General features: G+C 74.6%; 19 protein-coding genes. 13 read left to right on the top strand and 6 right to left on the bottom strand.

Annotated features, from left to right (window positions below; translation table 11 throughout):
* The first annotated feature begins 219 nt into the window (after positions 1 to 219).
* From A0J59_RS18955 to A0J59_RS18930, 6 genes are all read left to right on the top strand, one after another.
* The gene (locus tag A0J59_RS18955) at positions 220 to 1788 is read left to right on the top strand and encodes an MFS transporter (protein ID WP_255365350.1); all 1569 of its coding nucleotides are present in this window, start codon (positions 220 to 222) and stop codon (positions 1786 to 1788) included.
* A gap of 97 nt (positions 1789 to 1885) precedes the next feature.
* Entirely contained in the window at positions 1886 to 3757 is a 1872-nt protein-coding gene (locus A0J59_RS18950) for a metallophosphoesterase (protein WP_064317125.1), read from the top strand.
* Positions 3758 to 3811: 54 nt separating this feature from the next.
* Entirely contained in the window at positions 3812 to 4516 is a 705-nt protein-coding gene (locus A0J59_RS18945) for a YceI family protein (RefSeq protein ID WP_064317124.1), read from the top strand.
* A 35-nt stretch (positions 4517 to 4551) separates the two neighbouring features.
* Complete coding sequence (locus tag A0J59_RS18940; RefSeq protein ID WP_064317123.1) at positions 4552 to 5286, top strand: metal-dependent transcriptional regulator; 735 nt, start codon at positions 4552 to 4554, stop codon at positions 5284 to 5286.
* Positions 5287 to 5400: 114 nt separating this feature from the next.
* A complete protein-coding gene (locus tag A0J59_RS18935; protein WP_082919191.1) occupies positions 5401 to 6711 on the top strand; it encodes an MFS transporter in 1311 nt (436 codons plus the stop codon).
* 355 nt (positions 6712 to 7066) lie between these two features.
* Positions 7067 to 7723 carry a vitamin K epoxide reductase family protein gene (locus tag A0J59_RS18930; RefSeq protein ID WP_052877711.1) on the top strand — a complete coding sequence of 219 codons (657 nt, stop codon included), beginning with the start codon at positions 7067 to 7069 and terminating at the stop codon, positions 7721 to 7723.
* A 57-nt stretch (positions 7724 to 7780) separates the two neighbouring features.
* On the opposite strand, the gene A0J59_RS18925 is transcribed toward A0J59_RS18930, so the two are convergent.
* Positions 7781 to 8224: a YbjQ family protein gene (locus A0J59_RS18925; protein ID WP_047233741.1), complete on the bottom strand. Its 444-nt coding sequence runs from the start codon at positions 8222 to 8224 to the stop codon at positions 7781 to 7783.
* 68 nt (positions 8225 to 8292) lie between these two features.
* Here A0J59_RS18925 and leuS point away from each other — a divergent pair, with 68 nt between their 5' ends.
* A complete protein-coding gene (gene leuS / locus A0J59_RS18920; RefSeq protein WP_082919190.1) occupies positions 8293 to 11292 on the top strand; it encodes a leucine--tRNA ligase in 3000 nt (999 codons plus the stop codon).
* Positions 11293 to 11606: 314 nt separating this feature from the next.
* Here the strand turns inward: leuS and A0J59_RS18915 are convergent, their stop codons facing one another.
* On the bottom strand, positions 11607 to 13526 hold the full coding sequence (locus A0J59_RS18915) for a helicase HerA-like domain-containing protein (protein WP_064317122.1): 1920 nt from the start codon (positions 13524 to 13526) through the stop codon (positions 11607 to 11609).
* Between the two features lie 84 nt (positions 13527 to 13610).
* Between A0J59_RS18915 and A0J59_RS18910 the strand changes: the two genes are divergently transcribed.
* The 4 genes from A0J59_RS18910 (at position 13611) to holA (ending at position 19840) form a co-directional block, all read left to right on the top strand.
* Positions 13611 to 14492, top strand: coding sequence for a DegV family protein (locus A0J59_RS18910; protein ID WP_064317121.1), 882 nt, complete (start codon positions 13611 to 13613; stop codon positions 14490 to 14492).
* A 519-nt stretch (positions 14493 to 15011) separates the two neighbouring features.
* Positions 15012 to 15935 carry a helix-hairpin-helix domain-containing protein gene (locus tag A0J59_RS22505; RefSeq protein WP_255365348.1) on the top strand — a complete coding sequence of 308 codons (924 nt, stop codon included), beginning with the start codon at positions 15012 to 15014 and terminating at the stop codon, positions 15933 to 15935.
* Positions 15932 to 18634, top strand: coding sequence for a ComEC/Rec2 family competence protein (locus tag A0J59_RS18900; RefSeq protein WP_064317120.1), 2703 nt, complete (start codon positions 15932 to 15934; stop codon positions 18632 to 18634). The genes A0J59_RS22505 and A0J59_RS18900 overlap by 4 nt, the downstream gene beginning before the upstream one ends.
* A 195-nt stretch (positions 18635 to 18829) precedes the next feature.
* On the top strand, positions 18830 to 19840 hold the full coding sequence (gene holA, locus A0J59_RS18895; protein ID WP_047233033.1) for a DNA polymerase III subunit delta: 1011 nt from the start codon (positions 18830 to 18832) through the stop codon (positions 19838 to 19840).
* A 231-nt stretch (positions 19841 to 20071) separates the two neighbouring features.
* Here the strand turns inward: holA and rpsT are convergent, their stop codons facing one another.
* The 4 genes from rpsT to A0J59_RS18875 all read right to left on the bottom strand — a co-directional run bounded on the left by rpsT (position 20072) and on the right by A0J59_RS18875 (position 22588).
* On the bottom strand, positions 20072 to 20332 hold the full coding sequence (rpsT, locus tag A0J59_RS18890) for a 30S ribosomal protein S20 (protein ID WP_047232984.1): 261 nt from the start codon (positions 20330 to 20332) through the stop codon (positions 20072 to 20074).
* A 243-nt stretch (positions 20333 to 20575) separates the two neighbouring features.
* Positions 20576 to 21214 carry a type II toxin-antitoxin system PemK/MazF family toxin gene (locus A0J59_RS18885; protein ID WP_064317119.1) on the bottom strand — a complete coding sequence of 213 codons (639 nt, stop codon included), beginning with the start codon at positions 21212 to 21214 and terminating at the stop codon, positions 20576 to 20578.
* Between the two features lie 59 nt (positions 21215 to 21273).
* Positions 21274 to 21978 carry a maleylpyruvate isomerase family mycothiol-dependent enzyme gene (locus tag A0J59_RS18880; protein WP_064317118.1) on the bottom strand — a complete coding sequence of 235 codons (705 nt, stop codon included), beginning with the start codon at positions 21976 to 21978 and terminating at the stop codon, positions 21274 to 21276.
* 31 nt (positions 21979 to 22009) lie between these two features.
* A complete protein-coding gene (locus A0J59_RS18875; RefSeq protein ID WP_064317117.1) occupies positions 22010 to 22588 on the bottom strand; it encodes a DJ-1/PfpI/YhbO family deglycase/protease in 579 nt (192 codons plus the stop codon).
* Between the two features lie 201 nt (positions 22589 to 22789).
* On the opposite strand from A0J59_RS18875, the gene lepA reads away from it, so the two are divergent.
* Together lepA and hemW are read left to right on the top strand one after the other, a co-directional pair.
* Positions 22790 to 24682: a translation elongation factor 4 gene (gene lepA / locus A0J59_RS18870; RefSeq protein ID WP_047232987.1), complete on the top strand. Its 1893-nt coding sequence runs from the start codon at positions 22790 to 22792 to the stop codon at positions 24680 to 24682.
* Positions 24679 to 26013, top strand: a complete 1335-nt coding sequence (hemW, locus tag A0J59_RS18865) for a radical SAM family heme chaperone HemW (RefSeq protein WP_064317116.1) — start codon at positions 24679 to 24681, stop codon at positions 26011 to 26013. The genes lepA and hemW overlap by 4 nt, the downstream gene beginning before the upstream one ends.
* The last annotated feature ends 67 nt before the right edge of the window (positions 26014 to 26080 follow it).

Genomic DNA, 26080 nt, shown 5'->3' with positions numbered 1-26080 from the left:
TCCGAGGGTAGTGGTGAGGGTGCGATGCACCGGCCGTCCCGATCGGGGGTGGCGCCCGCCGATGACCGACGACAGGGGAGAGGCGGCGGTGCGCAGCGTCACATCGTGCTCGGGATGACGGCGAGGCTTGAGATCGTTACTGTACCGTCTGGACGGTTTGGAAGTTCGGCGCCACCGCGCCGCCCCGACCGCCCGCAGAACGTGGAAGGACCTCTCGCCGTGACGACCCCCGTGACGACGACCTCGACGGCCGGCCGGACCGCGCCCGCCCAGCACGCGCCCGCGACGCGCGGACCCGCGCGCGGCGCCGCCGGTCGCTGGTTCGCGCTCGCCGTGCTCATGCTCCCGGTGCTGCTCGTGTCGATCGACAACACCGTGCTGAGCTTCGCGCTGCCCCAGATCTCCGAGTCGCTCCGCCCCAGCGGGACGCAGCTCCTGTGGATCATCGACATCTACCCGCTCGTGCTCGCCGGCCTGCTCGTGCCGATGGGCTCGTTCGCCGATCGCGTCGGCCGTCGTCGGCTGCTCCTCGTCGGCGCCGTCGGCTTCGCCGCCGTGTCGGTCGTCGCTGCCTATGCGCCGACGGCAGGGGCGCTCGTCGCGTCCCGCGCGGCGCTCGGCTTCTTCGGCGCGATGCTCATGCCGTCGACGCTCTCGATCCTGCGCAACGTCTTCGTCGACCGCGAGGAGCGCCGCCTCGCCATCGCGATCTGGGCGGCGGGGTTCGCCGCCGGGTCGGCGCTCGGCCCGATCGTCGGCGGGTTCCTGCTCGAGCACTTCTGGTGGGGCTCGGTGTTCCTCCTCGCCGTCCCGGTGCTCGTGCTGCTGCTCGCGCTCGCGCCGTTCTTCGTGCCCGAGTCGCGCGACCCCGCGCCGGGGCGCATCGACGTCCTGTCGATCGTGCTCGTCATGGCGACCATGACCCCCGTCGTGTACGGCATCAAGATGCTCGCCAAGTCCGGGGCGAGCACGCTCGCCGTCGGGAGCGTCGTCGTCGGGCTGGCCGCCGGGGCGCTCTTCGTGCGCCGCCAGCTCCGTCGTCCCGACCCGATGATCGACGTGCGGCTCTTCACCCACGGCGCCTTCAGCGGTGCGGTGCTCGTCAACCTGCTGTCCGTGTTCTCGCTCGTCGGGTTCCTGTTCTTCGTGTCCCAGGACGTGCAGCTCGTGCTCGGGCTCACGCCGATGCAAGCGGGCGTCGCGCTCCTGCCCGGCCTGCTCGTCATGATCGTGGCGGGCCTGGGCGTGGTGCGGGTCGTGCGCCGCGTGCGCCCGGCGCACGTCGTCGCCGTCGCGCTGCTCTTCTCCGCGACGGGGTACGCGATCGTCGCCGCGGGCGCGGGGCAGAGCACGCTCGCGCTGCTCATGGTCGCGTTCGTCGTGCTGTCGCTCGGCGTCGGCGCGGCCGAGACCGTGTCGAACGACCTCATCGTGTCGTCCGTCCCCGCCGCCAAGGCGGGCGCGGCGTCCGCGATCTCCGAGACCGCGTACGAGGTAGGTGCCGTGCTCGGCACCGCGGTCCTCGGGAGCATCCTCACGGCGTCGTACCACGCGAACGTCGTCGTCCCGGCGGGAGTGCCCGCGGCCGACGCCGTCGCCGCGGCCGAGACGCTCGGGGGCGCGACCCAGGTCGCCTCGACCCTGCCCGCCGGGCAGGCGCAGGCCCTGCTCGACTCCGCGCACGCCGCGTTCGGCAGCGGCGTGGGCACGACGTCGCTCATCGGCGTGGTGCTCATGCTCGTCGCCGCGGGCGTGGCGCTCGTCACGCTGCGGAACGCGAAGTCCTGACGACGCGCCGTCCCACGCGCCCCGCCGCACCCTCGCGGCGGGGCGCGCGGCGCTCGCGGTTGGCGGCGAGAGCCGCGATCCGGGAGGCTGGGCGGTGATGAGCCGTCCGCACCGCACCCCGCCCCGCTGGGTCCGCTGGACCCTCGCCCTCCTGCTCGCTCTCGTGCCGTGCGTCGTGTGGGGGGTCACGACCGCGACCGCCGAGCGCAGCCTCGGCCCCCATGAGGCGCTCTACGAGGTCACGACGAACGGCCTCGTCACCGTCGACCTCGGCCCGCTGGGGACGATCCAGATCGACTCCCCGCTGCCGCTCGGCCTCGGCGCCGACGTCACGGTGGAGGAGATCCCTGCGGACCTCACCGCGGTCGGGCAGGCCGACACGCTCGAGGGCCTGTCGCAGGACCTCGAGGACTACCTGCGCTTCTTCGGCGGCCCGCAGGAGACCATCGGCTCCGTCGCGCGGGCCCTCGTCGTCGACGCGCTGCGCCGGACGGGGTTCGCGATCCTCGTCGTCGGGGCCGTCGGCGCCGGGCTCTACCTGCTGCTCGGCCCGCCGCGCCGGCGTGAGCTCACCGAGCGCGTCGCGCCGCGCACCTACGAGATCACGGCGGGGGTCGTCCTCGTCTCCCTCGTCGGCGTCTCGCTCGTCGCGAGCGACCCCGGCACGACGACCGGCCCGTCCCAGCGCGCGTCCGCCGTCTTCGACGGGACCCCGCTCGAGGGTGCGCGCATCACCGGCCGGCTCGCGGGCGTCGTCGACACCTACGGCGCGATGCTCATCGACCTCTACCGCGAGAACGAGGACTTCTACGCGCGGGCGGACGCCAACCTCGTCGCGGCGTGGGACCGGCGCGACCGCATCCAGCGCCTCACCGCGCCGCTGGCCGCGGCCACAGCGACGTCCGACGAGGAATCCTCGCCCGACGACGAGCCGCTGCCCGGCGACGCGACGTCGCCCGACGCGACCTCCACGACGGGGGACGAGGACGGTGCGGCCGAGGGCCCGGCGTCGAGCACGGGTGACGAGGACTCCGGCGACGTCTCCGGCGCGGAGGGGTCGGCCGACGCGGAGACGACGGAGGAACCCGCCCCGGAGCCCGCGGCGGAGGAGGACCTCGTCACGCTCCTGGTCGTGAGCGACCTGCACTGCAACACGGGCATGACGCCGCTCATCCGGACCGCGGCCGAGCGCTCCGGGGCGTCGATCGTGCTCAACGCCGGGGACACGACGATGAACGGCACGGCGGTCGAGTCGTTCTGCGTCGACTCGTTCGCGTCCGCGGTGCCGAAGGGCGCGACCATGGTGGTCTCCGACGGCAACCACGACAGCGTCGAGACCTCGGCGCAGGAGCGGGCCAACGGCCAGACCGTGCTGGACGGGAAGGTCGTCGAGGTCGAGGGGATCCGTATCCTCGGCGACCGCGACCCGCTCGAGACGCGCCTCGGCCTGGGTAGCCAGCCCCCGCGGGAGGAGACCCCCGAGGAGTACGCGGCCCGGCTCACCGAGGTCGCGTGCGCCGAGCAGGAGGACGGCGACGGGATCGACCTCCTCCTCATCCACACCCCGCGCATGGGGAACGAGGCCCTCGACTCCGGCTGCGTGCCGAACCAGATCTCCGGCCACATGCACACCCGGTCCGGCCCGGAGCGGATGGGCGGCGGCGTCAGGTACGTGAGCGGCAGCACCGCGGGGGCGGTCAAGGACCAGCTCCGCATCGGCCCGCTCAAGGGCACCGCCGAGATGACGGTGCTGCGCTTCGACCCCGAGCGGCGCCGGATTGTCGACTGGCAGCTCGTGCAGATCGGGACCGACGAGTCCGCGAAGGTCTGGCCGCGCATCGCCTGGCCCACGCCGTCGGGCGTGCCGGTGGTCGAGGAGCCGGCCGGTGACGGCAGCGAGGAGGGCGTCGAGGGCGGGGAGGTCCCGGCCGACGAGCCCACCGACGACGTGCCCGCCACCGAGGGCTGAGACGGCGCGCGTCGGTCCTGGCCGCGCGTCGCCGGACACGGCAGGATGTGCCGTATGAGCAGGTCCACGCGCTGGATCGTCGTGTCGGTGGTCCTCGCGCTCGTCGTGGTGCTCCTCGCGCCGTTCGTGTACTCGGAGGTGCAGGAGGGCCGGACGCCACCGCCGTTGGGCCTGCAGTCGCCGGGGGAGGAGACGGCTTCCGCGGCGCCCGCCGAGCCGGGGCCGTTCGACGTCGACGGAGAGTGGATCGTCGGGCCGGGGTCCGAGGCGGGCTTCCGCGCCGACGTCCTCGACGTGCCGGCCGACGAGGCCGTGCTCCTGGGCGTCACCTCGGACGTCACCGGGACGTTCCGCGTGCGGTCGGGCTCGTTGGAGACCGCGACCGTGACGGTCGAGACGACGACGCTCCGGACCGGGTCCGCCGTGGCGGACCGCCAGCTCCAGCAGGCCCTCGAGACCGACCTCTACCCGACCACGCTCTTCTCGCTCACGTCGCCGCTCGACGTGAGCGAGCTCTCGTCCACGACGGCACCGGTGCGCCTCGAGGCATCGGGTGCGCTGACGATCCGCGACGAGACCGAGGCCGTGACGGTGGCGCTCGAGGCGCAGCGCTCCGGCGACGGGGTGCTCGCGACCGGCGCGATCGGCGTGCGCTTCTCCGACTTCGGCATCGCGGTGCCGCCCGTCGCGCCGGTCCAGGTGCGCGACGAGGGCACGGTCGAGGTGCGGCTCCAGCTCGTCCGGCCCGCGAGCCCCTGAGAGTCGCGCCCGGCCCTGTGACCTAGGGTGGTCGGGTGGACCACCCGACCGACCTGACGCCCGTCGCCCAGGACTACCTCAAGGTCGTCTGGGCCGCCCAGGAGTGGTCGGACGAGAGGGTGACGACCAAGCTCCTCGCCGAGCGCATCGGTGTCGGCGCCTCCACGGTCTCGGAGACCGTGCGCCGCCTCAGCGCCCAGGGTCTGCTCGAGCACGCGCCCTACGGGGCGATCACGCTCACCGAGCGCGGGCGCAGCCTCGCGCTCGCCATGGTGCGACGCCACCGGCTCCTCGAGACCTACCTCGTGTCCGAGCTCGGCTATGGCTGGGACGAGGTGCACGACGAGGCCGAGGTGCTCGAGCACGCCGTCTCCGACCTGCTCATGGAGCGGATCGACGCGCGCCTCGGGCACCCGACGCGCGACCCGCACGGCGACCCGATCCCCGGTGCGGACGGGAGCGTCGTGCGTCCGCCCGCGGTGCCCCTCGCGGACCTCGTCGTAGGGGACCGGGGGACCGTGGCGCGGATCTCCGACGCCGACCCGGACGTCCTGCGCTACCTCGCGGAGATCGGCGTCGGCCTGGACACTGGCGTCGAGGTGCGCGAGCGCCGCGAGTACGCCGGCATCCTCTCCGTCGTCTGGTCGCCGCCCGCCGCTGCCGGGGCGGACGGCGGTCCCGACACCGCGCGCCCGACGCCGCCCGCGCAGCTCGGCCTGCGCGCCGCGGACCACGTGTGGGTCGTGCGCGCGGAGCCCGTCTCCGCCTAGACTGGCCGCCTGCCCCTGTTCTCGTCGCCGACGTCGCCGACGCCCTCGAATCGATTCGATCGCCGTCTCGGTCCGAGGCCCACCGCCGCACTGCGCCTGACGCCCGAGGACACGATGACCGACAGCACCGCCACGCCCGCGCCTGCCGCGGACGCACCCCGCACGGGTACGCCCCCCGCGAGCGCCGGGCGCCTGCGTGGGGCCGGCCCCGCGCTCCTCGCGCTCGCCATGGGCGGCTTCACGATCGGCACGACCGAGTTCGCGACGATGGGCCTGCTGTCCGACATCGCGACCGACCTGGACGTCTCTATCCCCACCGCGGGCCACGCCATCACGGCCTACGCCGTCGGCGTCGTCGTCGGGGCCCCGCTGCTCACCGTCGTCGCGGCGCGCCTGCCCCGCAAGACGCTGCTCGTCGCCCTCATGGCGTTCTACACGCTCGGGAACCTGTTCTCCGCGACCGCCGGGAGCATCGAGACGCTCGTCGCCGGGCGGTTCCTCGCGGGGCTGCCGCACGGCGCGTTCTTCGGCGTCGGGGCCGCGGTCGGCGCCGCCGTCGCCGGCCCCGGACGCCGCGGGCGCGCCGTCGCGACGATGATGGCCGGGCTGACCATCGCGAACGTCGTCGGCGTCCCGCTCTCGACCTTCGCCGGGCAGCAGCTCGGCTGGCGCGCCGCGTTCGTCGTGGTCGGCGCGCTCGGCCTCGTCACGCTCGCCGCCTTGTGGTGGCTCGTCCCGGCGGGCGCCGGGAACGAGGACTCGAGCGTCCGCCGCGAGCTCGGCGCGCTGCGCAACGGGCCCCTGTGGCTCGGGTTCGTCGGGGCTGCGGTCGGGTTCGGCGGCATGTTCGCCGTCTACTCCTACGTGGAGCCGACCATCACGCGCGTCACCGGCCTGTCGTCCGCCGCCGTGCCGCTCGTCCTCGCGATCTTCGGCGTCGGCATGACCGTCGGCACGGTCCTCGGCGGCCGGCTCGCCGACCGCTCCGTCATGCGCACCGTCTACCTCGGGTTCGGCTCCACCGGCGTGACGCTCGCGCTGTTCGCCCTCACGGGGCACCACCCCGTCCCCGCCGTGCTGTCCCTCTTCCTGCTCGGCGTCACCTCCCAGGTCCTCGGCCTCTCGCTCCAGACGCGCCTCATGGACCTGTCGCCCGCCGCGCCCTCGCTCGGTGCGGCGCTGTGCCACTCCGCCCTCAACGTCGGCAACGCGAACGGGGCGTTCCTCGGCGGCCTCGTCATCGCCGCCGGCTGGGGCTACCTCGCCCCGGCCTGGACCGGCGTCGTCCTCACCGTCGCCGGCCTCGCGATCATCCTCCTCGTCGGCCGCCGCCCCGCCGGCGTCACCACCACCACCCTGCCCGACGTCGACACCCGCCCCGACGACGCCCGCTCGTCCGCCGATCCCTCCGCCCTGGCGAGGTAGATCTCCGGTAACGCGAGAGAGCGTGCCACGACTGCCCGCGACACGACCATACGGCCCGCTCGAGGCGTGGAGCAGACGCCGCGGGCAGTCGCCCGGGCGAGCACCGACCAGGGTGAGACGACGTCGGGCGGACCCAGGGCGACCACACGCCGTCGGGCAGGGTGACCACGGCTCTACCTCGCGCAAACCACGGCTCTCCCTCGCGCAACCACGGCTCTCCCTCGGCGGACCAGTGGCGACGCTTCGGGGTGCTCCCAGCCGGGATCCAGCGACGCGCGGTAGGTTGTGCCCTGCGCGCACCGCCGTGCGCCCCGTCACGTCCGGCGCGAGCCGGTGACCCACGAGGAGCGTCCCCGTGAGCAAGAGCGCCACCGCCGGTGCGAGCGTGTCCGCCGACCACGACGACGAGCTGCTGGAGTCGTCCGGTCCCCGCCCGATCAGCGCGCGCACGATGGGCTGGTTGCTCGTCGTGCTCGGCGCGATCGGTCTCGCCGGCTCGGCGGCGCTGGCGATCGAGAAGTTCCTCAAGCTCGCGGACCCGAACCACGTGCCGTCGTGCAGCCTCAACGCGCTCCTCGACTGCGGCGACGCGATGGACTCGTGGCAGGGCTCGCTCCTCGGGTTCCCGAACCCGCTGCTCGGCATCGCGGCGTTCCCGGTCGTCATCACGACGGGCGTCGTGCTGCTCGCGGGCGCGCGCCTGCCGCGCTGGTACTGGCTCGCGCTGCTCGGCGGGACGACCCTCGGCATGGGCCTGATCGTCTTCCTCATCTGGACGACGATGTACGAGATCTCGGCGATGTGCCCCTACTGCATGGTCGTGTGGTTCGCCATGCTCCCGCTGTTCTGGTACCAGGTGGTCCACGCGGTTCAGGAGGGGTACCTGCCCGCGGGTGACGGCGTGCGTCGCACCCTGGTGGGCAACCGGCACCTGTTCCTGGCGATCGGCTACGTCGCGCTCGTCGCGTGGATCCTGCTGGTCAAGGGCCCGATCATCATGACGCTGTTCTGACACGCGCTGGCGCGCCGCGGCCCCGCGAGGGTCCGGCGGCGCGCCCCGCGGAGGGCGTCAGCGCCAGGCCGGCTGGTCCGGGGCGGCGTCCTGCGGGTAACCGTGACCGCCCGGCTGCTGGGGTGCGGGGGCGCCTTGCGCCTGGTGGGCGGACTGCGCCGTCGCGCCGGGCTGGCCCGCCGGGATCGGCGTGACGACGACCGCGGTGCCGTACGCGCACACCTCCGAGAACGACGCCGCGATCTCGCCCGTGTCGAAGCGCATGCCGACGACGGCGTTCCCGCCACGACGCTGCGCCTCCTGGACCATGCGGTGCATGACCTCCTGGCGGGACTCGTAGACGAGCTTCGTGTACTCGGTCACCTCGCCGCCGCCGATCGAGCGGAACGACGCCACGAAGTTCGCGCCGATGTTCGCGCTGCGCACGGTCATGCCCATCACCTCGCCGAGCACCGCGTCGATGCGGTAGCCGGGCACCTCGTTGGTCGTCACGATGATCACGGCGCACATCTTCGCACGGGGTGGACGGGCCGCCGTCGGGCCGCTCTCCGGCCGGTAAACTCGGCCGGGTGACCACGCCTGACACCGCCTCGATCCCGCACGCCCCGGACGCCCCCGCCGCGGGCGGCCCCGCCCACCGCTACACGCCGGCGCTCGCGGAGCAGATCGAGCTCAAGTGGCAGGAGCTCTGGGAGCAGCGCGGCACGTTCTTCGCCGCGAACCCCACGGGGGAGCTCACGGACGGCGACGGCAACGGCCCCGAGGGCGCGAGCCCGTACTTCATCATGGACATGTTCCCGTACCCGTCGGGCGCGGGCCTGCACGTGGGGCACCCCCTCGGGTACATCGCGACGGACGTCGTCGGGCGCTTCCGGCGCATGCGCGGAGAGAACGTGCTGCACGCGCTCGGCTACGACGCGTTCGGCCTGCCCGCCGAGCAGTACGCCGTGCAGACGGGCCAGCACCCGCGCGTGACGACCGAGGCGAACATCGCGAACATGCGTCGCCAGCTCCGCCGCCTCGGCCTGGCGCACGACTCCCGCCGCACGTTCGCGACGATCGATCCCGACTACGTGCGCTGGACGCAGTGGATCTTCCTGCAGATCTTCGACTCCTGGTACGACGCCGACGCGCTGCGCCCCGACGGCGGCCGCGGCCGTGCGCGCCGCATCGCCGAGCTCGAGGCCGAGCTCGCCTCCGGTGCGCGGCCGGTGCCGGTCGGCGTCGACGGTGTCGAGGAGGGCGCGGACTGGGCGACGCTCACGCCGGAGCAGCGCCGCGCCGTCGTCGACTCCCAGCGCCTCGCGTACGTGGACGAGTCGCCGGTGAACTGGGCTCCCGGCCTGGGCACGGTCCTCGCGAACGAGGAGGTCACGGCCGACGGCCGCTCCGAGCGCGGCAACTTCCCGGTCTTCCAGCGCAGCCTGCGCCAGTGGAAGATGCGCATCACCGCGTACGCGGACCGCCTCGCCGACGACCTCGACCTCATCGACTGGCCCGAGAAGGTCACGGCGATGCAGCGCAACTGGATCGGTCGCAGCGAGGGCGCGCTCGTGCGGTTCGCCGTGCTCGGCACGCCCGACGGCGCGAACGACGCCGCGGCGGAGTCCGGCGGCGAGATCGAGGTCTTCACGACGCGCCCGGACACGCTGTTCGGTGCGACGTTCATGGTCGTCTCGCCCGAGCACCCGCTGCTCGACGAGGTCCCGGCGCACTGGCCGGACGGCACGTCGAGCGCGTGGACGGGCGGGCACCGCTCGCCGGTCGAGGCCGTCGCCGCCTACCGTCGTGAGGCGGCCGCGAAGACGGCGGTCGAGCGCCAGGCCGACGCGGGCAAGAAGACGGGCGTGTTCACCGGGCACCTCGCGGTGAACCCGGTGAACGGGCAGACGATCCCGGTCTTCACCGCCGACTACGTGCTCATGGGCTACGGCACCGGCGCGATCATGGCGGTCCCCGGCGGAGACGAGCGCGACTTCGCGTTCGCCGAGGCGTTCGGGCTGCCGGTCGTGCGCACGGTCGAGCCCGAGGGTGGGCTGCCGGAGGACTTCACGGGCCCGTACACGGGTGACGGGATCGCCGTCGGCTCGTCGAACGACGAGGTGTCGCTCGACGGGCTCGGCGTGGCGGAGGCCAAGCGTCGCATCACCGAGTGGCTGGTCGGCAAGGGCCTCGGCGAGGGCACCACGACCTACCGCCTGCGCGACTGGCTGTTCAGCCGCCAGCGCTACTGGGGCGAGCCGTTCCCCATCGTGTGGGACGAGAACGACCAGCCCGTCGCGATCCCCGACGCGCTGCTGCCCGTCGACCTGCCGGACGTGCCCGACTACGCGCCGCGCACGTTCGACGCCGACGACGCCGACTCGTCGCCCGAGGCGCCGCTCGGCCGCAACGACGAGTGGGTCAACGTCACGCTCGACCTGGGTGACGGGCCCAAGCAGTACCGCCGCGACACCAACACCATGCCCAACTGGGCGGGGTCGTGCTGGTACTACCTGCGCTACCTCGACCCGCGGTGGGACGGCGGCGCGGACGACGTCGTCGTCGACGAGGGCCTCGAGCGCTACTGGATGGGCCCGGAGCACAACCCGAGCGCGGGCCGCGCCGGGGGAGTGGACCTGTACGTCGGCGGCGTCGAGCACGCCGTCCTGCACCTGCTGTACGCGCGCTTCTGGCACAAGGTCCTCTACGACCTGGGCCACGTGACGAGCGTCGAGCCGTTCCACAAGCTCTTCAACCAGGGCTACGTCCAGGCGTACGCGTTCACCGACGCGCGCGGCCAGTACGTGCCGGCCGCCGAGGTCACGGAGGAGCCCGCGTCCGACGGCTCGGGCGAGGTCGTGTACCGCTGGAACGGCGAGGTCGTGCAGCGCGAGTACGGCAAGATGGGCAAGTCGCTCAAGAACGTCGTGACGCCCGACGAGATGTACGCCGAGTACGGCGCCGACACGTTCCGCGTCTACGAGATGTCGATGGGTCCGCTCGACCTGTCGCGCCCGTGGGAGACGCGCGCCGTCGTCGGGTCGCAGCGGTTCCTCCAGCGGCTGTGGCGCAACGTCGTCTCGGAGGAGACCGGCGAGCTGACGGTCGTCGACGAGCCCGCCGACGCCGCGACCCTGCGCGCCGTGCACCGCGCCATCGCCGACGTGCGCGTCGAGATGGAGCACATGCGCCCCAACACGGCGATCGCGAAGCTCATCACGCTCAACAACCACCTCACGTCGCTCGACCGGGTGCCGCGCGAGGCCGTCGAGCCGCTCGTCCTCATGACGGCGCCCGTCGCGCCGCACATCGCGGAGGAGCTGTGGGAGCGCCTGGGCCACGACCGCTCGCTCGCGCACGAGCCCTTCCCGACGGCGGACGAGCGCTACCTGGTCGAGGACACCGTGACGTGCGTCGTCCAGGTCAAGGGCAAGGTGCGCGCCCGCCTGGAGGTGCCGCCGTCGATCTCCGAGGAGGACCTCACGGCCGCCGCGCTCGCAGAGCCGAACGTCGTGCGCGCGATCGACGGCGCCGAGGTCCGCAAGGTCATCGTCCGCGCCCCCAAGCTGGTCAACATCGTGATCTGACGCCTGCCTCGCTGAGTGCATGAAAGAGTCGCGTCCGAAGCTGTCGGGCGCGACTATTTCAAGCACTCACGGCTGGCTTGGGGTCCGACGACGGGCCCTCGCTGCCAGGACACGGCGTACCAGTCGCTCGGGCGAGCGGAGCACGTCGTCGGCCGTCGCCGTGACGATGATGCCGCGCCACCCGGGGCGTCGGAACCCGTGCACGCGGAGCTGTGGACAACCGCTCCGTGGGTGCATGAAACAGTCGCGTTCACCCGGTGAGGACGCGACTATTTCATGCATTCAACGGTTGGGGTGGGGGCGGCGGGCGGGGGTCAGCGGCGGCGGGTGCCGAAGATGGTGCGGGTGAGCTCGCGGCCGAGCTGGGTGCCGGCCGAGCGGAGGAACGAGTCGAGCGGGCTCGACGACCGTGCCGACCCGCCCGAACCCGAGCGACTCCGGGCGGCGTCGCGCTCGAGCTTCGCGCGCATCTTCTCGAGCTCGGCCTGCTCCTTCTTGGCCGCGCGCGCGGCCTCCTTGGCGGCCTCCTTCGCCGCCTTCTCCTGGGCCGCCGCCTCGGCCTCGGCGGCCGCGGCCGCAGCCCGCGCGGCCGCCTGCTCCTGCACGCGCACCTGGAGCAGCTCGAACGCGGACTCGTTGTCGACCGCCGTCCCGTAGCGCGCGAACCCCGGCGACGCCGCGACGATCCCGTCGAGCACGGCCCCGGGCGCCGGCTCCATCGACGACTGCGGCGCCCGGACGCGGGTCCAGGCCACCGGGGTCGGCGCGCCCTTCTCCGTGAGGACCGTGACGACGGCCTCGCCCGTCCCGAGCGACTGCAGGAGCCGTTCGAGGTCGTAGGGGGAGGTCGGGTAGGTGCGCACGGCCGCTCGCAGGGCCGCGGCGTCGTCGGGCGTGAAGGCGCGCAGCGCGTGCTGCACGCGGTTGCCGAGCTGGGCCAGCACGTCAGCGGGGACGTCCTTGGGGCTCTGCGTCACGAAGAACACGCCGACGCCCTTCGACCGCACAAGCCGCACCGTCTGCACGACCTGCTGGAGGAACTCCTTCGACGCGCCCGTGAACAGCAGGTGCGCCTCGTCGAAGAAGAACACGAGCCGTGGCTTCTCGGCGTCCCCGACCTCGGGCAGCTCCTGGAACAGGTCGGCCAGGAGCCACATGAGGAACGTCGAGAAGAGCGCGGGGCGGTCCTGCACCGCGGGCAGCTCGAGGGCGGAGATCACGCCGCGGCCGTCGGGGGCGGTGCGCAGCAGGTCCGACGTCGCGAACGCGGGCTCGCCGAAGAACACGTCGGCCCCCTGCGCCTGGAGCGCGACGATCTCGCGCAGGATCACGCCCGCGGTCGCGCCCGACACCCCGCCGATGCCCTTGAGCTCCGCCTTGCCCTCGTCCGACGTGAGGTAGGCGATCGTCGACTGGAGGTCCTTGAGGTCGAGCAGCGCGAGCCCCTGCGCGTCGGCCCAGTGGAAGATCAGCCCGAGGCTCGACTCCTGCGTCTCGTTGAGCCCGAGGACCTTGGACAGCAGCAGCGGACCGAAGTCCGTGACGGTCGTGCGGATCGGCACACCGGCCCCGAGCCCGCCGAGCGAGTAGAACTCGACGGGGAAGGTCGTCGGGCTCCAGTCCTGCCCGATCGACGCCGAGCGCTCCACGATCTTCTCGTTCGACTCGCCGGGAACGGCGAGCCCGGACAGGTCGCCCTTGACGTCCGCGAGGAACACGGGCACGCCCGCGGTCGACAACCCCTCCGCCATGCCCTGGAGCGTCTTCGTCTTGCCGGTCCCGGTCGCGCCCGCGACGAGCCCGTGCCGGTTGAGCATGCTCAGGGCGAAGCCCACCTGCACGTCGGCGCGCGGCGCGGGGTCGGCGCCCGGCTCGCCCTCGAGCAGCGCGCCGAGGGCGAGCGTGCCGCCGCGGTACGCGTAGCCGGCCGCCACCTCGGCGGCGTAGCCCTCGAGCGGCCCGGCGCCCGACGACGCAGCCTCCTCGGCGGGCGCGCCCGCCTCCGCGCTCGGGTCGTCGCCCGACGGCGCGGCTCCCTCGCGCGAGCCGCTCGCCTCGGCGCTCTCGGGAGCCGCGGGCCCGACAGCGGCGTCCGCGCGCGCTGCCGCCTCCGCGGCCTCGAGGGCCGCTTGCGCGGCGACGGCCTTGGCCTCGGCGGCCTCCGCGGCCGCCTGCGCGGCCGCCGCGCGCAGGGCGGCGAGCTCGGTCGGGGACTGTGCGGCGTCGTCGGCCATGCTCGGATCGTAGGGGTGGCACCGCGCGGGCGCAGCCGGGCCGGGATGCGCGACGGCCCGCGCGCGCCGTAAGGTGGCGCGGCCATGACCGACCACCGCGTGCACGTCGTCACCGACTCGACGGCGTCCCTCCCGCCCGTCCCCGACGAGCGGCTCCGCTCCGTCCCGCTGCACGTGATCGTCGACGACGTGTCCTCCCTCGAAGGGGTGGGCCTCACCGCCGAGGACGTGGCGGCGCACCTCGAGGCCGGTCGTCGGGTCACGACCTCGCAGCCGACGCCGCGCGCCTTCGCCGAGGCGTATGCCGCGGCCGCCGCGGCGGGAGCGCGGGAGATCGTCTCCGTCCACCTCTCGGGTGAGCTGTCGGGCACGGTGCACGCGGCCGCGATCGCGGCCGCGGACGCACCGGTCCCGGTCCGGGTCGTGGACTCCCGGACCGTCGCGATGGGGCTGGGCTTCGCGGCGCAGGCCGCCGCCCGGGCCGCGGCGGCGGGGGAGAGCACGGACGTCGTCGCGCGGCGCGCGATCGAGGTCGCCGACGCGAGCCGTGCCGTGTTCCTCGTCGACTCGCTCGACCATCTCCGCCGTGGCGGCCGCCTCAGCGCGGCGTCGGCGGCGCTGGGGACGGTGCTCGGCGTGCGGCCGCTGCTGGCCGTCCGGGACGGGAAGATCGAGGTCGTGCAGAAGGTCCGGACCAAGGCCGCGGCGGTCGAGCGCCTGACGACGGTCGCGGTCGAGTCCGCCGCACGCCGCACGCGGCCGGCGCTCGCGGTCCACCACGTCGGGGACGACGCCGGCGCGCACCGGCTCGCGTCCGAGCTGACCGCTCGCACCGGCCTGGACGTCGTGGTGACCCCGGTGAGCGCCGTGCTCGGGGCGCACGTCGGACCGGGAGTGCTGGCGGTCGTCGTCGCGGAGCTCGCGGACCGCGGCTCCGGCGTCGGGGGCCGCTCGGCCGCGCACTGAGCCCCGTCGCTCCGGCCCGCCGCGGGAGAGCCTCGCTGGTCCTGGCCGTGCACAGGACCGCTCGCGGACGGTCTCGTCCACAGGGCCGCCCGGCGCCCGGTCCCCGCCCCGCCCGACCTCCGTACGGTGCGCGACGTGAGCACCCCACGACCCGAGCCGCGTCAGCACGCCCGTCCCGCCAGTGACCCCGTCCGGGAGGGAGCGGTCGTCCGGCAGCGTCTGCGCGCCGTGACCGGGACCGGGCGACCAGCGCTCGCGTGGCACCCGGCGACCGCGACCCTTCCGCAGGTCGGACCACCGGGTGACCCCGAGGCCGCGCCCGACGTCGGTCCGTGGCCGGGCGGTCCGGGGACGCCGGCGCTCTACCCCGTGGACGATGGCGCGGCACCCGCGTCCAGCGGAGAGGCGCCCGGAGGCTGGGGAGAGTCTCCCGTGGCCGACGAGGGTGATCGCCGCGGACGCGGTCGTGCGCGGGGGTCGGACGACACGGCCACGGGTTGGCTCCCGCCCCGCCCCGACGTGGACGAGAGCAAGGGCGCGGACCGCGCGGGAGAAGCCGGGACGGACGACGCCGGGACGGAAGATTCCGGGCTCGCCGGTCGCGCGAGTCCGGGCGACGTGGCGGTCGACCGCCTGCGGTCCCGCGCGGCGCGGACCGCGGCGACGGCGTACACCGCGACGTACGGGCACCCCACGTCGCACGCGGGGTTCGCCGGGCTCGGCGAGGAGGGGCGCCGCCGGTGGGCGCTGCGGCCACGGACGGCGGTGGTCGCGCTGGTCGTCGTGCTCCTCCTCGCGGCCGGGGTCGTGCTGCTGAGGTCCCCGGCCGGAGGAGTCACTGCGGTCGTGCCGATCGACGCGACGCCGGCCGGCGGTCCGGCGACGGAGCCGGACGCGGAGTCCGCGGCGCTGGCGGGCGCCGACGCGACGACCGGCGGCGGGACCGCGGAGCGTGCAGCAGCGGGAGGAGGGGGAGAGAGCGCCGAGTCCGGGGCCGAGGGCGCGCCGTCGGGCGGCGTGGTCGTGCACGTCGTGGGCCAGGTCGCTGCTCCCGGCCTCGTGACCGTCGCCGCCGACGCACGCGTCGCGGACGCGCTCGAGGCGGCCGGCGGGGCGACCGCCGAGGCCGACCTCGCCGCCCTGAACCTCGCCCGGACGGTGACGGACGGCGAGCAGATCGTCGTCCCACGACCCGGCGAGGCGGTGCCCGCCGCCGGACCGGCAGCGCCCGCGGCCGGGGCCACCGCGGGCGGAGCGGTGGACCTCAACGCGGCCGACGCGACGGCGCTCGACGCGCTGCCCGGGATCGGGCCCGTGCTCGCCGAGCGCATCGTCGCGTGGCGGGACGAGAACGGTCCGTTCACGACGGTCGACGAGCTCGGCGAGGTGAGCGGGATCGGGCCTGCCGTGCTCGCGGACGTGCGCGACCTCGTCCGCGTGTGACCGACCTGCGGCTCGTCCCGGCGGCGCTCGCGGCCTGGGGGGCGGCGTTCCTCGCGGTCGGCGCTGCGCCGACCCTGGTCCTGCGCGGTGCGTCGATCACCGTCGTGCTGCTGGGCGTCGTGCTCGGCGGAGTGCTGCTCGGCGCGCGACGTGCCCGCCGCGGGACGCCGGCGGGCACGGGACCCGCCATCTCCCCGGGCGCCGCCCGCGTGCCGTCGGGGCCGGGAGTCCGACGACCTCCGTCGGGTCCGGGCCGGCCCGTCCGGTCGGGCCTGACCGCGCGCGTGCTGGGACAGGTCGCCCTGGTGGCCGCGTGCGTGGCGGCGGTGCTCCTGTCCACGGGCGCGCAGCTCGCCGACCGGCAGGCGCTCGCCGACCTGGCCGGCCAGGGTGCGACGGCGACGGTGACCGCGACCGTGCGCTCCGCCGTCGTGCCGCGGTCGAACCCGTGGTCGGGCGCCACCGACCGCCACGAGGTACGCGTCTCCCTGCGCGACCTCACCGCGCGCGGTGTGACGACCGCCGCGGCGGGGACCGTCGTCGTCACCGGGACGGGCGACGGCTGGGAGGAGCTCCCGTACGGGGCGTCCGTCGTGGCGACGGGCCGGCTCGCGGTCCAGGGCGACCGGACGATGCTCCGGACGGAGGGCCCGCCGCGGGTCGTCGAGCCACCGGGCGCGTTCCTGCGCGGCGTGCACGCGATGCGTCGCGGGCTCCTCGACGCGACCGCGGGCCTGAGCCCGCAGGCGCGCGGGCTCGTCCCGGGTGTGGCGGTCGGTGACACCTCGCGGCTCGACCCCGTGCTCGACGACGCGATGCGGACGACGTCGCTCACGCACGTCACCGCCGTGTCCGGCGGGCACTTCGCGATCGTCGTGGCCTGCGTGGCCGGGCTGTGCGTCCTGGTCCGCGCGGCCCGCTGGGCGCGCGTCGTGATCACCGGCGCGGCCATGGCGGGCTTCGTCGTGCTCGTCCACCCGGAGCCCAGCGTGCTGCGGGCGGCCGCGATGGGCGCCGTCGGCGTGGTCGGCATCGCGCTCGGCAGGCCGTCGCGCGCCATGGCTGCCCTCGCGGCCGGCGTCGTCGTGCTGCTCGTCCTCGACCCCGGGCTCGCCCGCTCGTACGGCTTCGTGCTCTCTGTCGCGGCGACGGCCGGGCTCGCGCTCCTCACGACGCCTCTCGCCCGCCGGATGGCACCGTGGTGCGGGCGGACCGTCGCGCACGTGGTCGCGGTGCCCGTCGCCGCGCAGGCCGCGTGCGCCCCGGTGCTCGTCCTGCTCGACCCGAGCGTGAGCACCTGGTCCGTCCCCGCCAACCTGCTCGCGGCCCCGGCACTCGGACCCGCGACCGTCTTGGGCGTCGTCGCCACCCTCGTCGCGCCGTGGTGGCCCGCCGCGGCGACGGCGCTCGGGTGGGTCGCCGGGATCTTCACCGGGTGGATCGCGGGCGTCGCAGAGGCGTTCGCGGGTCTCCCCGGCGCACGGCTGCCCTGGCCGGGAGGCGTCGGCGGGCTGGTCCTGCTCGCGCTCGGGACCGCCGTGCTGATCGCCGTCGTGCTCCGCTCGCGCGCGCTGCGCGAGGCCGGGGAGCGACGTGCCGTGCGGCGAGCGTCGTCGCCGCCGCTGCGCGACCGCGTCGCCCGGGCGGTCCGGGCCACCCGGCGCCGGTGGTCCCGCGGCGGCCGAGGCGGGGCCTGGCCCGGCACGACGCCGAGGATGCCCCGCCGGTCCCCGGGGCAGGTCGTGGCCGGTGCGCTCGTCGTCGTGGGCCTGGTGGTGCTCGTCGTCGCGCTCGTGCGCCCGCTCGTCGTGACGGCCGGGCCGGTTCCGCAGGACTGGGCCGTGGTCGCGTGCGACGTCGGGCAGGGCGACGCCCTCGTGCTGCGCTCCGGACCCCGGTCGGCGGTGGTCGTGGACGTGGGGCCAGCAGGAGCCGCGGCGGGCGACTGCCTCGACCGCCTCGGCGTCGACCGGGTCGACCTGCTCGTCCTCAGCCACTTCCACGCCGACCACGTGGGCGGTCTCGACGCCGTGCTGCGCGGCCGGAAGGTCGAACGCGCCCTCGTGACCGCGACGGCTGATCCTCCGGAGCAGGCCGAACGGACACTCGCCGCACTCACGGACGCGGGCGTCCCGGTCCAGGTCGCACAGCCGGGCGCCACCGGCAGCGCGGGAGGCGCGGACGACATGGACGGCCGTCAGGACGTCGGCTCGTCCGGAGGCCCCGGCGCCGGCGGCGTGCGGTGGGAGGTGCTCCAGGCCGGGGTGGGCGGCGGGCCGACGAGCGTCGCGCGCCCGAGCACGGCACGTACCGCCGTCGCGGAGTCCGACGGCGGTGCGAACGACGCGAGCGTGGTGCTCCTCCTGCACGTGGCGGGGATGGACGTCGTCGCGCTCGGCGACCTGGAGGACGCCGGCCAGGCGGCGCTCGCCCGGACCCTCGCGCAGCGCGGCTCCGGCCCGGTCGACGTCGTCAAGGTCGCGCACCACGGCTCGGCGACGCAGTCCGACCGCCTCGCCGAGCTGCTCGCCCCGACGGTCGCGCTCGTCAGCTCGGGGGAGAACACCTACGGGCACCCGACCGACCGGGCCCTCGACCTCTACCGGGGCGTCGGCGCGACGGTGTTGCGGACGGACACGTGCGGGACGTTCGCGCTCGTCGTGCGTGACGACCTCCTCGCCGCCGCGGGCTGCGGCTGACGCGGCCGGAGCGTCCCGGCCACGGGACGCCTGCCGTCCGTACCGTGGCGGACGGAGCCAGGAGAGCCAGCAAAGCCCGAGAAGCCAGGGGAACCAAGGGATCTAGAGGCCAGGGGAGCCAGGGATCCGTCGAGCGGGGGCGCCAGGACGCGCCGGGGTTCTCGCGCGGTGGGCGGCTCGTGGGAGGCTGGTGCCATGCCCGCGCCGACCCGTACCGCCCGTCCGTCCGCCGGCCCGTCGCTCGCGTGGGACGACGTCCGGATCGCACCGGTCGTGCTGGTGCAGGGTCCCGAGTCGCTCCTGGCCGAGCGTGCCGTGGACGCGATCGTCGGGCTCGCGCGCGAGCGGGACCCGGAAGTCGAGAAGGTCACGATGGAGGGGGCGACCTACCAGGCGGGCATGCTCACGGTCGCCGCGAGCCCGTCGCTGTTCGGTGAGGCCAAGGTCGTGGTCATCGAGGGGGCGGAGGCGGCGACCGACGCGCTCGTCGCCGACGTCGTGGACTACGTCCCGACGGCCGACCCGGAGACGACCGTCGTCGTCGTGCACGGGGGCGGCGTGCGTGGCAAGCGCATGCTCGACGCGATCAAGGCGAGCGGCGCGCCGGTCGTCGCGGTCGAGGCGATCAAGAAGGACTCCGACAAGACCGCGTTCGTCACCGCCGAGTTCCGTCGTGCCCGCCGCCGCATCGACGCGTCGGGAGTGCGCGCGCTCGTCGAGGCGGTCGGCAACGACCTGCGCGAGCTCGCCGCCGCGTGCAGCCAGCTCGTCACCGACACGGACGGCACCGTGAGCGAGGCGGTCGTCGACCGCTACTACGGCGGCCGGGTCGAGGCGACCGGCTTCCGTGTCGCGGACGCGGCCGTCGCGGGGAACGCGGGGGAGGCCGTCGCCCTCCTGCGCCACGCGCTCGCGACCGGTGCCGACCCGGTGCCGCTCGTCGCCGCGCTCGCGATGAAGCTCCGCGCGCTCGCGAAGGTCGGCGCGATGCGCGGTCGCGGCGGCATCGCCGCCAAGGACCTCGGGCTCGCCCCCTGGCAGGTCGACCGTGCACGCCGCGAGCTCGCGGGGTGGACCCCGGAGGGCCTCGCCACGGCCATCAGCGCCGTCGCGCAGGCCGACGCCGAGGTCAAGGGCGCCGGGCGGGACCCGGTGTTCGCCGTCGAGCGCGCCGTCCTCACCATCGCCCGCGCCCACGGTCGCTGAGGGGCCGAGCGGCCGAAGTTCCGTCAGCGCCGGCCCCGGTGCGACATCCACCGTCCCGTACTCCCTCGGCACGGCTCTCGACAGCCTGGAGCTCTCCCTCGTACGAGCCGGGCTCTCGCACGCGCACGCACGGAGGGGCGCCGACCCGTGCGGGTCGGCGCCCCTCCGTGGGAAGCCTGTGCGGCCGTCGTGACGTTCAGCGTGTCACGTCAGCGCGGGCGAACCGTGCGCTCAGAGAGCGTTGACGGCCTTCGCGATGGCCGACTTGCGGTTCGCGGCCTGGTTCGCGTGGATGACGCCCTTCGAGACGGCCTTGTCGAGCTTGCGGGACGCAGCCTGGAGCGCGGTGCTCGCCGCGTCCTTGTCGCCCGCGGCGACGGCCTCGCGCACGCGGCGCACGTACGTCTTGAGCTCGGACTTGACCGCCTTGTTGCGCAGGCGAGCCTTCTCGTTCGTACGGATGCGCTTGATCTGGGACTTGATGTTTGCCACGTGTGGACTCTCTGGTTCTGTTCGCCGGAGCGAGCGGATAGGTCGTAGAGGGCGGCTCCAGCTCCGGGACTGGGGTGGGGAACCCGTGGAGAGGTGCTGGGGCTGTGCCCGCCGACCTGGGCGGACACGCGACCACCAAGACTACCAGCGGTCGTGGCCCGAACTCCAATCCGCCGGAGCTCCCGCCGGACGACGCCGCGAGGTCGCCGCGTCGCGTCCCTGTCGGGTTCCCGGTCCGCGGGGTCAGCGGTGCTGCGTGATGCCCGCCACCACGCGGTCGAAGACGTCGCGCCCCACCACGGCGCCCTCGCGCCGCACCGCGCCCGGCTCGACGCGGATCACGCGGTCGAGCCGGACCTCGCTGTCGCGGCCCTGGGCGTCCCACGGGCCGGACCCAATGTCGAGCCAGTAGCGACCCCACCGGGCCTCGTCGCGCGCGTCGCGCGAGTGGTCCTTGCTCGTGAGCATGACGCCCAGCAGCCAGTCACCGTCCGACCCGACGAGCAGCACGGGCCGGTCCTTGCCCTGCGAGAAGTCCTCCTCGAAGGGCACCCATGTCCAGACGATCTCCCCGGGGTCCGGGTCGCCGTCGAGCCGCGGCGCGTACTGCGCGCGGACGCGACCCTCGTAGTCGCCGGGGTACGCGCCGGTGCGGCTGCCGCCCGCTCCCGCCCGCGCCGGGGCGCTTGGCCGCGCAGGGGCCGTCGGGCGTGGGCCCGGGCGCGGGGACGGCGTCCGGCCCGACGGCGTCCGCTCCCTCCCGGGCGCGCGCGTCGCCGCGGTGCCCGTGCCGCCCTGCGAGCCCTGCGACGAGCGCGTGAGCCCGGAGACGACGGCGCGTGCCGCGTCGGTGAGTAGTCCCAGCCATCGGTTGCGTGCCACGCGCGCACCCTACCGGGCGTGCCTCGCCGCGGTCAGGGCGCTCAGGGCGGCTGGTGCGGTCAGGGTGTGAGGCGCCCGGCGAGCGCGGCGGCCAGCGCGTCGGCGTCGCCGTCCACCACGACGCCGGCCGCGTCAGGTGCGAGCCGTCCCCACAGCAGGAGCGCGAGCTCGCGCGCGGGTGCCGACGCCGTCGCTGCCGGCTCGCCGTCGCCGAGGACCCACGACCGTCCGGCGTCGATGGCCCGGAGCGCGACGGGCAGGGCCAGCGGCTCCGCACGGCCGAGGCGGACCTGGCGAGGCGCCATGACCGTGACGACCTCGTCCACGGCGTCCGCCCAGACGACGGGGTCGACGTCACGGACCGCGTAACCGCGGGCGGCGCGGAGGTCGTGCAGGTGCACGAGCGTCTCGTGCGTCTGCCGGCGGTGCCAGAAGAGCACCGTCGAGGCCGGGTCGTCCGGTGCGAGGAGCGTCCACGCCGGGGCGTCCGGGTCGAGCGCGGCGAGCGTCGTGCGCAGCTCCGCCGCGTGCTCGGCGTAGAACGGGGCGAGGTCGAACGGGCCGGGCCCGAGCGGCGTCTCCGGCCGTCGTCGGGCCTGCGCGGCCGCCCAGTGGTGGACGCTCCCGACGTGCTCGACGAGGTCGCGGACCCACCACCCGGCGCACGCCGGGACCGGCGTCTCCGGGTCGGCGTCGCGGACCTCGGCGAGGAACGCGTCCTGGAGGCGGGACAGCAGCGCGAGGTGGTCAAGGGCGTCGTCCATGGCGGGAGTATGCCCGCGCGGGACCGCCGCGTCAGCCCCCGAGGACGGCGTCCACCTCGCGCAGGAAGTCGTCGAGGTCGCCGGGGTCGCGCGACGTGACGAGCGTGTAGCCGTCGTCGTCCCGCACGACGGGACGGTCGACCCAGGCCCCGCCCGCGTTGAGCACGTCGGTCTCGAGCGACGGGTAGCTCGTGAGGGTCTTGCCCTCGACGGCTGCCGCCTCGACGAGCACCCAGGGGCCGTGGCAGATCGCCGCGACGGGCTTGCCCGCGGTCGTGAACGCGCGCACGAGGCTCACGGCGTCGTCCTGGAGGCGCAGGGCGTCGGCGTTGATCGTGCCGCCGGGCACGAGCAGCAGGTCGTACGCGGCGGGGTCGGCGTCGGCGTGCGTGAGCGTCGGGGTGACGGTGCGGCCGGGGTCCTTGTCGTCCACGAGGGTCTGCACGTCGTCGGCGGACACGGCGGCGACGTCGACCTCCACCCCCTCGCCGCGCAGGTGCTCGAGCGGGACCACGAGCTCGTCCTGCTCGACGCCGTAGTTCGTCACGATCGCCAGCACGCGACGGCCGCCGGGGCGGCCGGAGGTCCGGTGCGCGGTGTCCTGGGCCATGAGTGCTCCTCTCGTCGCCGGGCGGCCGGTGCCGCCGGGACCTCCACGCTAGGTCGGCGCGCGGCGCCCCGCAGGGCGGGCGGGTGCGCGACGCCGGACGTGGGACAATGGACGCTCCCGCCCGCCCGAGAGCGACCGTCGGCGCGCCGCCCCCGAGCGCGCGGCCCCGACCCGCACGCCACTCCCAGGAGCGCACCCGCGTTGTCCCCGATCCCCAGCGCCCAGCTGAGCACCCGCATCCAGCCCGCGGCCACGCCGCCCGAGCTGATCCGGAACTTTTGCATCATCGCGCACATCGACCACGGCAAGTCGACCCTGGCCGACCGCATGCTGCAGCTCACCGGTGTCGTCGAGCCGCGCGCCATGCGCGCCCAGTACCTCGACCGCATGGACATCGAGCGCGAGCGCGGCATCACGATCAAGTCGCAGGCCGTCCGCATGCCGTGGGCGGTCGTCGAGGACGGGGTCGAGACCCCGCACGCGCTGAACATGATCGACACCCCGGGCCACGTCGACTTCACGTACGAGGTCTCGCGCTCGCTCGCCGCGTGCGAGGGCGCGGTGCTGCTCGTCGACGCCGCGCAGGGCATCGAGGCGCAGACCCTCGCGAACCTGTACCTCGCGATGGAGAACGAGCTCGAGATCATCCCCGTGCTCAACAAGATCGACCTCCCGGCGGCGCAGCCCGAGAAGTACGCGGAGGAGCTCGCGAACCTCGTGGGCGGCGACCCGGACGACGTGCTCAAGGTCTCCGGCAAGACGGGCGCGGGCGTCGAGGCGCTGCTCGACCGCATCGTCGAGCGCGTGCCCGCCCCCGTCGGGAACGCGGACGCCCCCGCGCGCGCCATGATCTTCGACTCGGTCTACGACACCTACCGCGGCGTCGTGACCTACGTGCGCGTCGTCGACGGCAACCTCAACCCGCGCGAGCGCATCCTCATGATGTCGACGCGCGCGACGCACGAGCTGCTCGAGATCGGCGTCATCTCGCCCGAGCCCATCGTCACGAAGGGCCTCGGCGTCGGCGAGGTCGGCTACCTCATCACGGGCGTGAAGGACGTGCGCCAGTCGAAGGTCGGCGACACGGTGACGAACTCCGCGAAGCCCGCGGCGGAGGCGCTCGGCGGTTACTCCGACCCCAAGCCGATGGTCTTCTCGGGCCTGTACCCGATCGACGGCACCGACTACCCGGTGCTGCGCGACGCGCTGGACAAGCTCAAGCTCAACGACGCGGCGCTCAACTACGAGCCGGAGACCTCGGTCGCGCTCGGCTTCGGGTTCCGCGTCGGGTTCCTCGGCCTGCTGCACCTGGAGATCGTGCGCGAGCGGCTCGAGCGCGAGTTCGACCTCGACCTCATCTCGACCGCGCCGAACGTCGTCTACGACGTGACGCTCGAGGACGGCACGGTCATCAAGGTGACGAACCCGTCGGAGTTCCCCGGCGGCAAGATCAAGCAGGTCAGCGAGCCCGTCGTGCGGGCGACCATCCTCGCGCCGAGCGAGTTCGTGGGCACCGTCATGGGCCTGTGCAACGACCGCCGCGGCCAGATGCTCGGCATGGACTACCTGTCCGAGGACCGCGTCGAGCTGCGCTTCACGCTGCCGCTCGCCGAGATCGTGTTCGACTTCTTCGACCAGCTCAAGTCCCGCACGCGCGGCTACGCGTCGCTCGACTACGAGCCCTCGGGCGACCAGGTCGCGGATCTCGTCAAGGTCGACATCCTGCTCCAGGGCGAGCAGGTCGACGCGTTCAGCGCGATCGTGCACAAGGACAAGGCGTACGACTACGGCGTGATGATGACCGCCAAGCTCAAGGAGATCATCCCGCGCCAGCAGTTCGAGGTGCCGATCCAGGCGGCCGTGGGCGCGCGCGTCATCGCGCGCGAGACCGTGCGCGCGATGCGCAAGGACGTCCTCGCCAAGTGCTACGGCGGCGACATCAGCCGTAAGCGCAAGCTGCTCGAGAAGCAGAAGGAGGGCAAGAAGCGCATGAAGAACATCGGGTCCGTCGAGGTCCCGAAGGACGCCTTCATCGCCGCGCTCTCCTCCGACGCCGCGGGCGGCAAGGACGCCAAGGACAAGTCCAAGAAGTGAGCCCTGCCCTGCCCGACGGCGAGCCGGTCCCACCCGACGGCTCGCTCCCCGCGTGGATCGCGGCGGGCGGGGACGGGTCCGTCGCGGGGGCGCCCGGCCCGACGGCGTCGCGCGGGTTCGGCGTCTACCTGCACGTCCCGTTCTGCTCGGTCCGGTGCGGGTACTGCGACTTCAACACCTACACGGCGTCCGAGCTCGGCGGGGGCGCGAGCCAGGCGTCGTACGCGAGCACGGCGCTGCGCGAGATCGACCTCGCGGCGCGCGTGCTGCGCGACGCCGCACTGCCCGAGCGCCCCGTCTCGACCGTCTTCGTCGGCGGGGGCACGCCCACGCTCCTGCCTGCCGGCGACCTCGTGCGCCTGCTCCGCGGCGTGCGCGACGCGTGGGGCCTCGCGCCCGACGCCGAGGTGACGACCGAGGCCAACCCCGACTCGGTGACGCCCGAGTCTCTCGCGGAGCTCGCGGCGGCCGGGTTCACGCGCGTCTCGTTCGGCATGCAGTCCGCCGTCCCGCACGTGCTCGCGACCCTCGAGCGCACGCACGACCCGCGCCGCATCCCCGACGTCGTGCGCTGGGCGCGCGACGCGGGCCTCCAGATCTCGCTCGACCTCATCTACGGCACGCCGGGGGAGAGCCTCGACGACTGGCGGGCGAGCCTCGACGCCGCCCTCGCGACCGGCGTCGACCACGTGTCGGCCTACGCCCTCGTCGTCGAGGCGGGCACCAAGATGGCCGCCCAGGTGCGCCGCGGCGAGGTCGCGCTGCCGAGCGAGGACGACCAGGCGACGAAGTACGAGCTCGCCGACGAGCTGCTCACCGCCGCCGGGCTCACCTGGTACGAGGTGAGCAACTGGGCTCGCGCCGACGACGACCGCTGCCGCCACAACCTCGCGTACTGGCGGGGCGACGACTGGTGGGGGATCGGTCCCGGCGCGCACTCGTACGTCGCGGTCCCCGGGGCACTGCGTGCCGACCCGTCCGTGACCGACGACACGGGCGCGTCGGTCCGGGACGCGAGGGTCGGCGTGCGATGGTGGAACGTGAAGCACCCGCGCCGCTACGCGGCGCTGCTCGATGCGGGCACGAGCCCCGCCGCAGGACGCGAGCTCCTCACGCGGGACGAGGGCCGGCTCGAGCAGGCCATGCTCGGCGTGCGGCTGCACGAGGGTCTCGACCTCGCGGTCCTGTCCCCGGCCGGACGACGCGCCGTCGCCGGGCTCGTCGCGAACGGGCTCCTCGACGGCCGCGCGGCGGTCGCAGGACGTGCGGTGCTCACCCTGCGAGGACGGTTGCTGGCAGACACGGTGGTACGGGAGATCACGGACGAGTGACGACGACCCACGAGGCATCTCGACCCGGGACGACCCCTGCGGGGGTCGGCCGCCCGACGCTCGAGAC

It is taken from the genome of Cellulosimicrobium sp. I38E (assembly GCF_001647255.1).
Classification (GTDB): Bacteria; Actinomycetota; Actinomycetes; order Actinomycetales; family Cellulomonadaceae; genus Cellulosimicrobium; species Cellulosimicrobium cellulans_E.
The sequence above is the reverse complement of the archived record's forward strand: the minus strand, read 5'-3'. Positions and strand labels throughout refer to the sequence as shown.

Coding starts and splice junctions, on each gene's coding strand:
- holA (WP_047233033.1), top strand. CDS start 18,830: ATGCCCGCGCCGACCCGTACCGCCCGTCCGTCCGCCGGCCCGTCGCTC.
- A0J59_RS18945 (WP_064317124.1), top strand. CDS start 3,812: ATGAGCAGGTCCACGCGCTGGATCGTCGTGTCGGTGGTCCTCGCGCTC.
- A0J59_RS18935 (WP_082919191.1), top strand. CDS start 5,401: ATGACCGACAGCACCGCCACGCCCGCGCCTGCCGCGGACGCACCCCGC.
- A0J59_RS18910 (WP_064317121.1), top strand. CDS start 13,611: ATGACCGACCACCGCGTGCACGTCGTCACCGACTCGACGGCGTCCCTC.
- A0J59_RS18875 (WP_064317117.1), bottom strand. CDS start 22,588: ATGGCCCAGGACACCGCGCACCGGACCTCCGGCCGCCCCGGCGGCCGT.
- A0J59_RS18880 (WP_064317118.1), bottom strand. CDS start 21,978: ATGGACGACGCCCTTGACCACCTCGCGCTGCTGTCCCGCCTCCAGGAC.
- A0J59_RS18950 (WP_064317125.1), top strand. CDS start 1,886: ATGAGCCGTCCGCACCGCACCCCGCCCCGCTGGGTCCGCTGGACCCTC.
- A0J59_RS18915 (WP_064317122.1), bottom strand. CDS start 13,526: ATGGCCGACGACGCCGCACAGTCCCCGACCGAGCTCGCCGCCCTGCGC.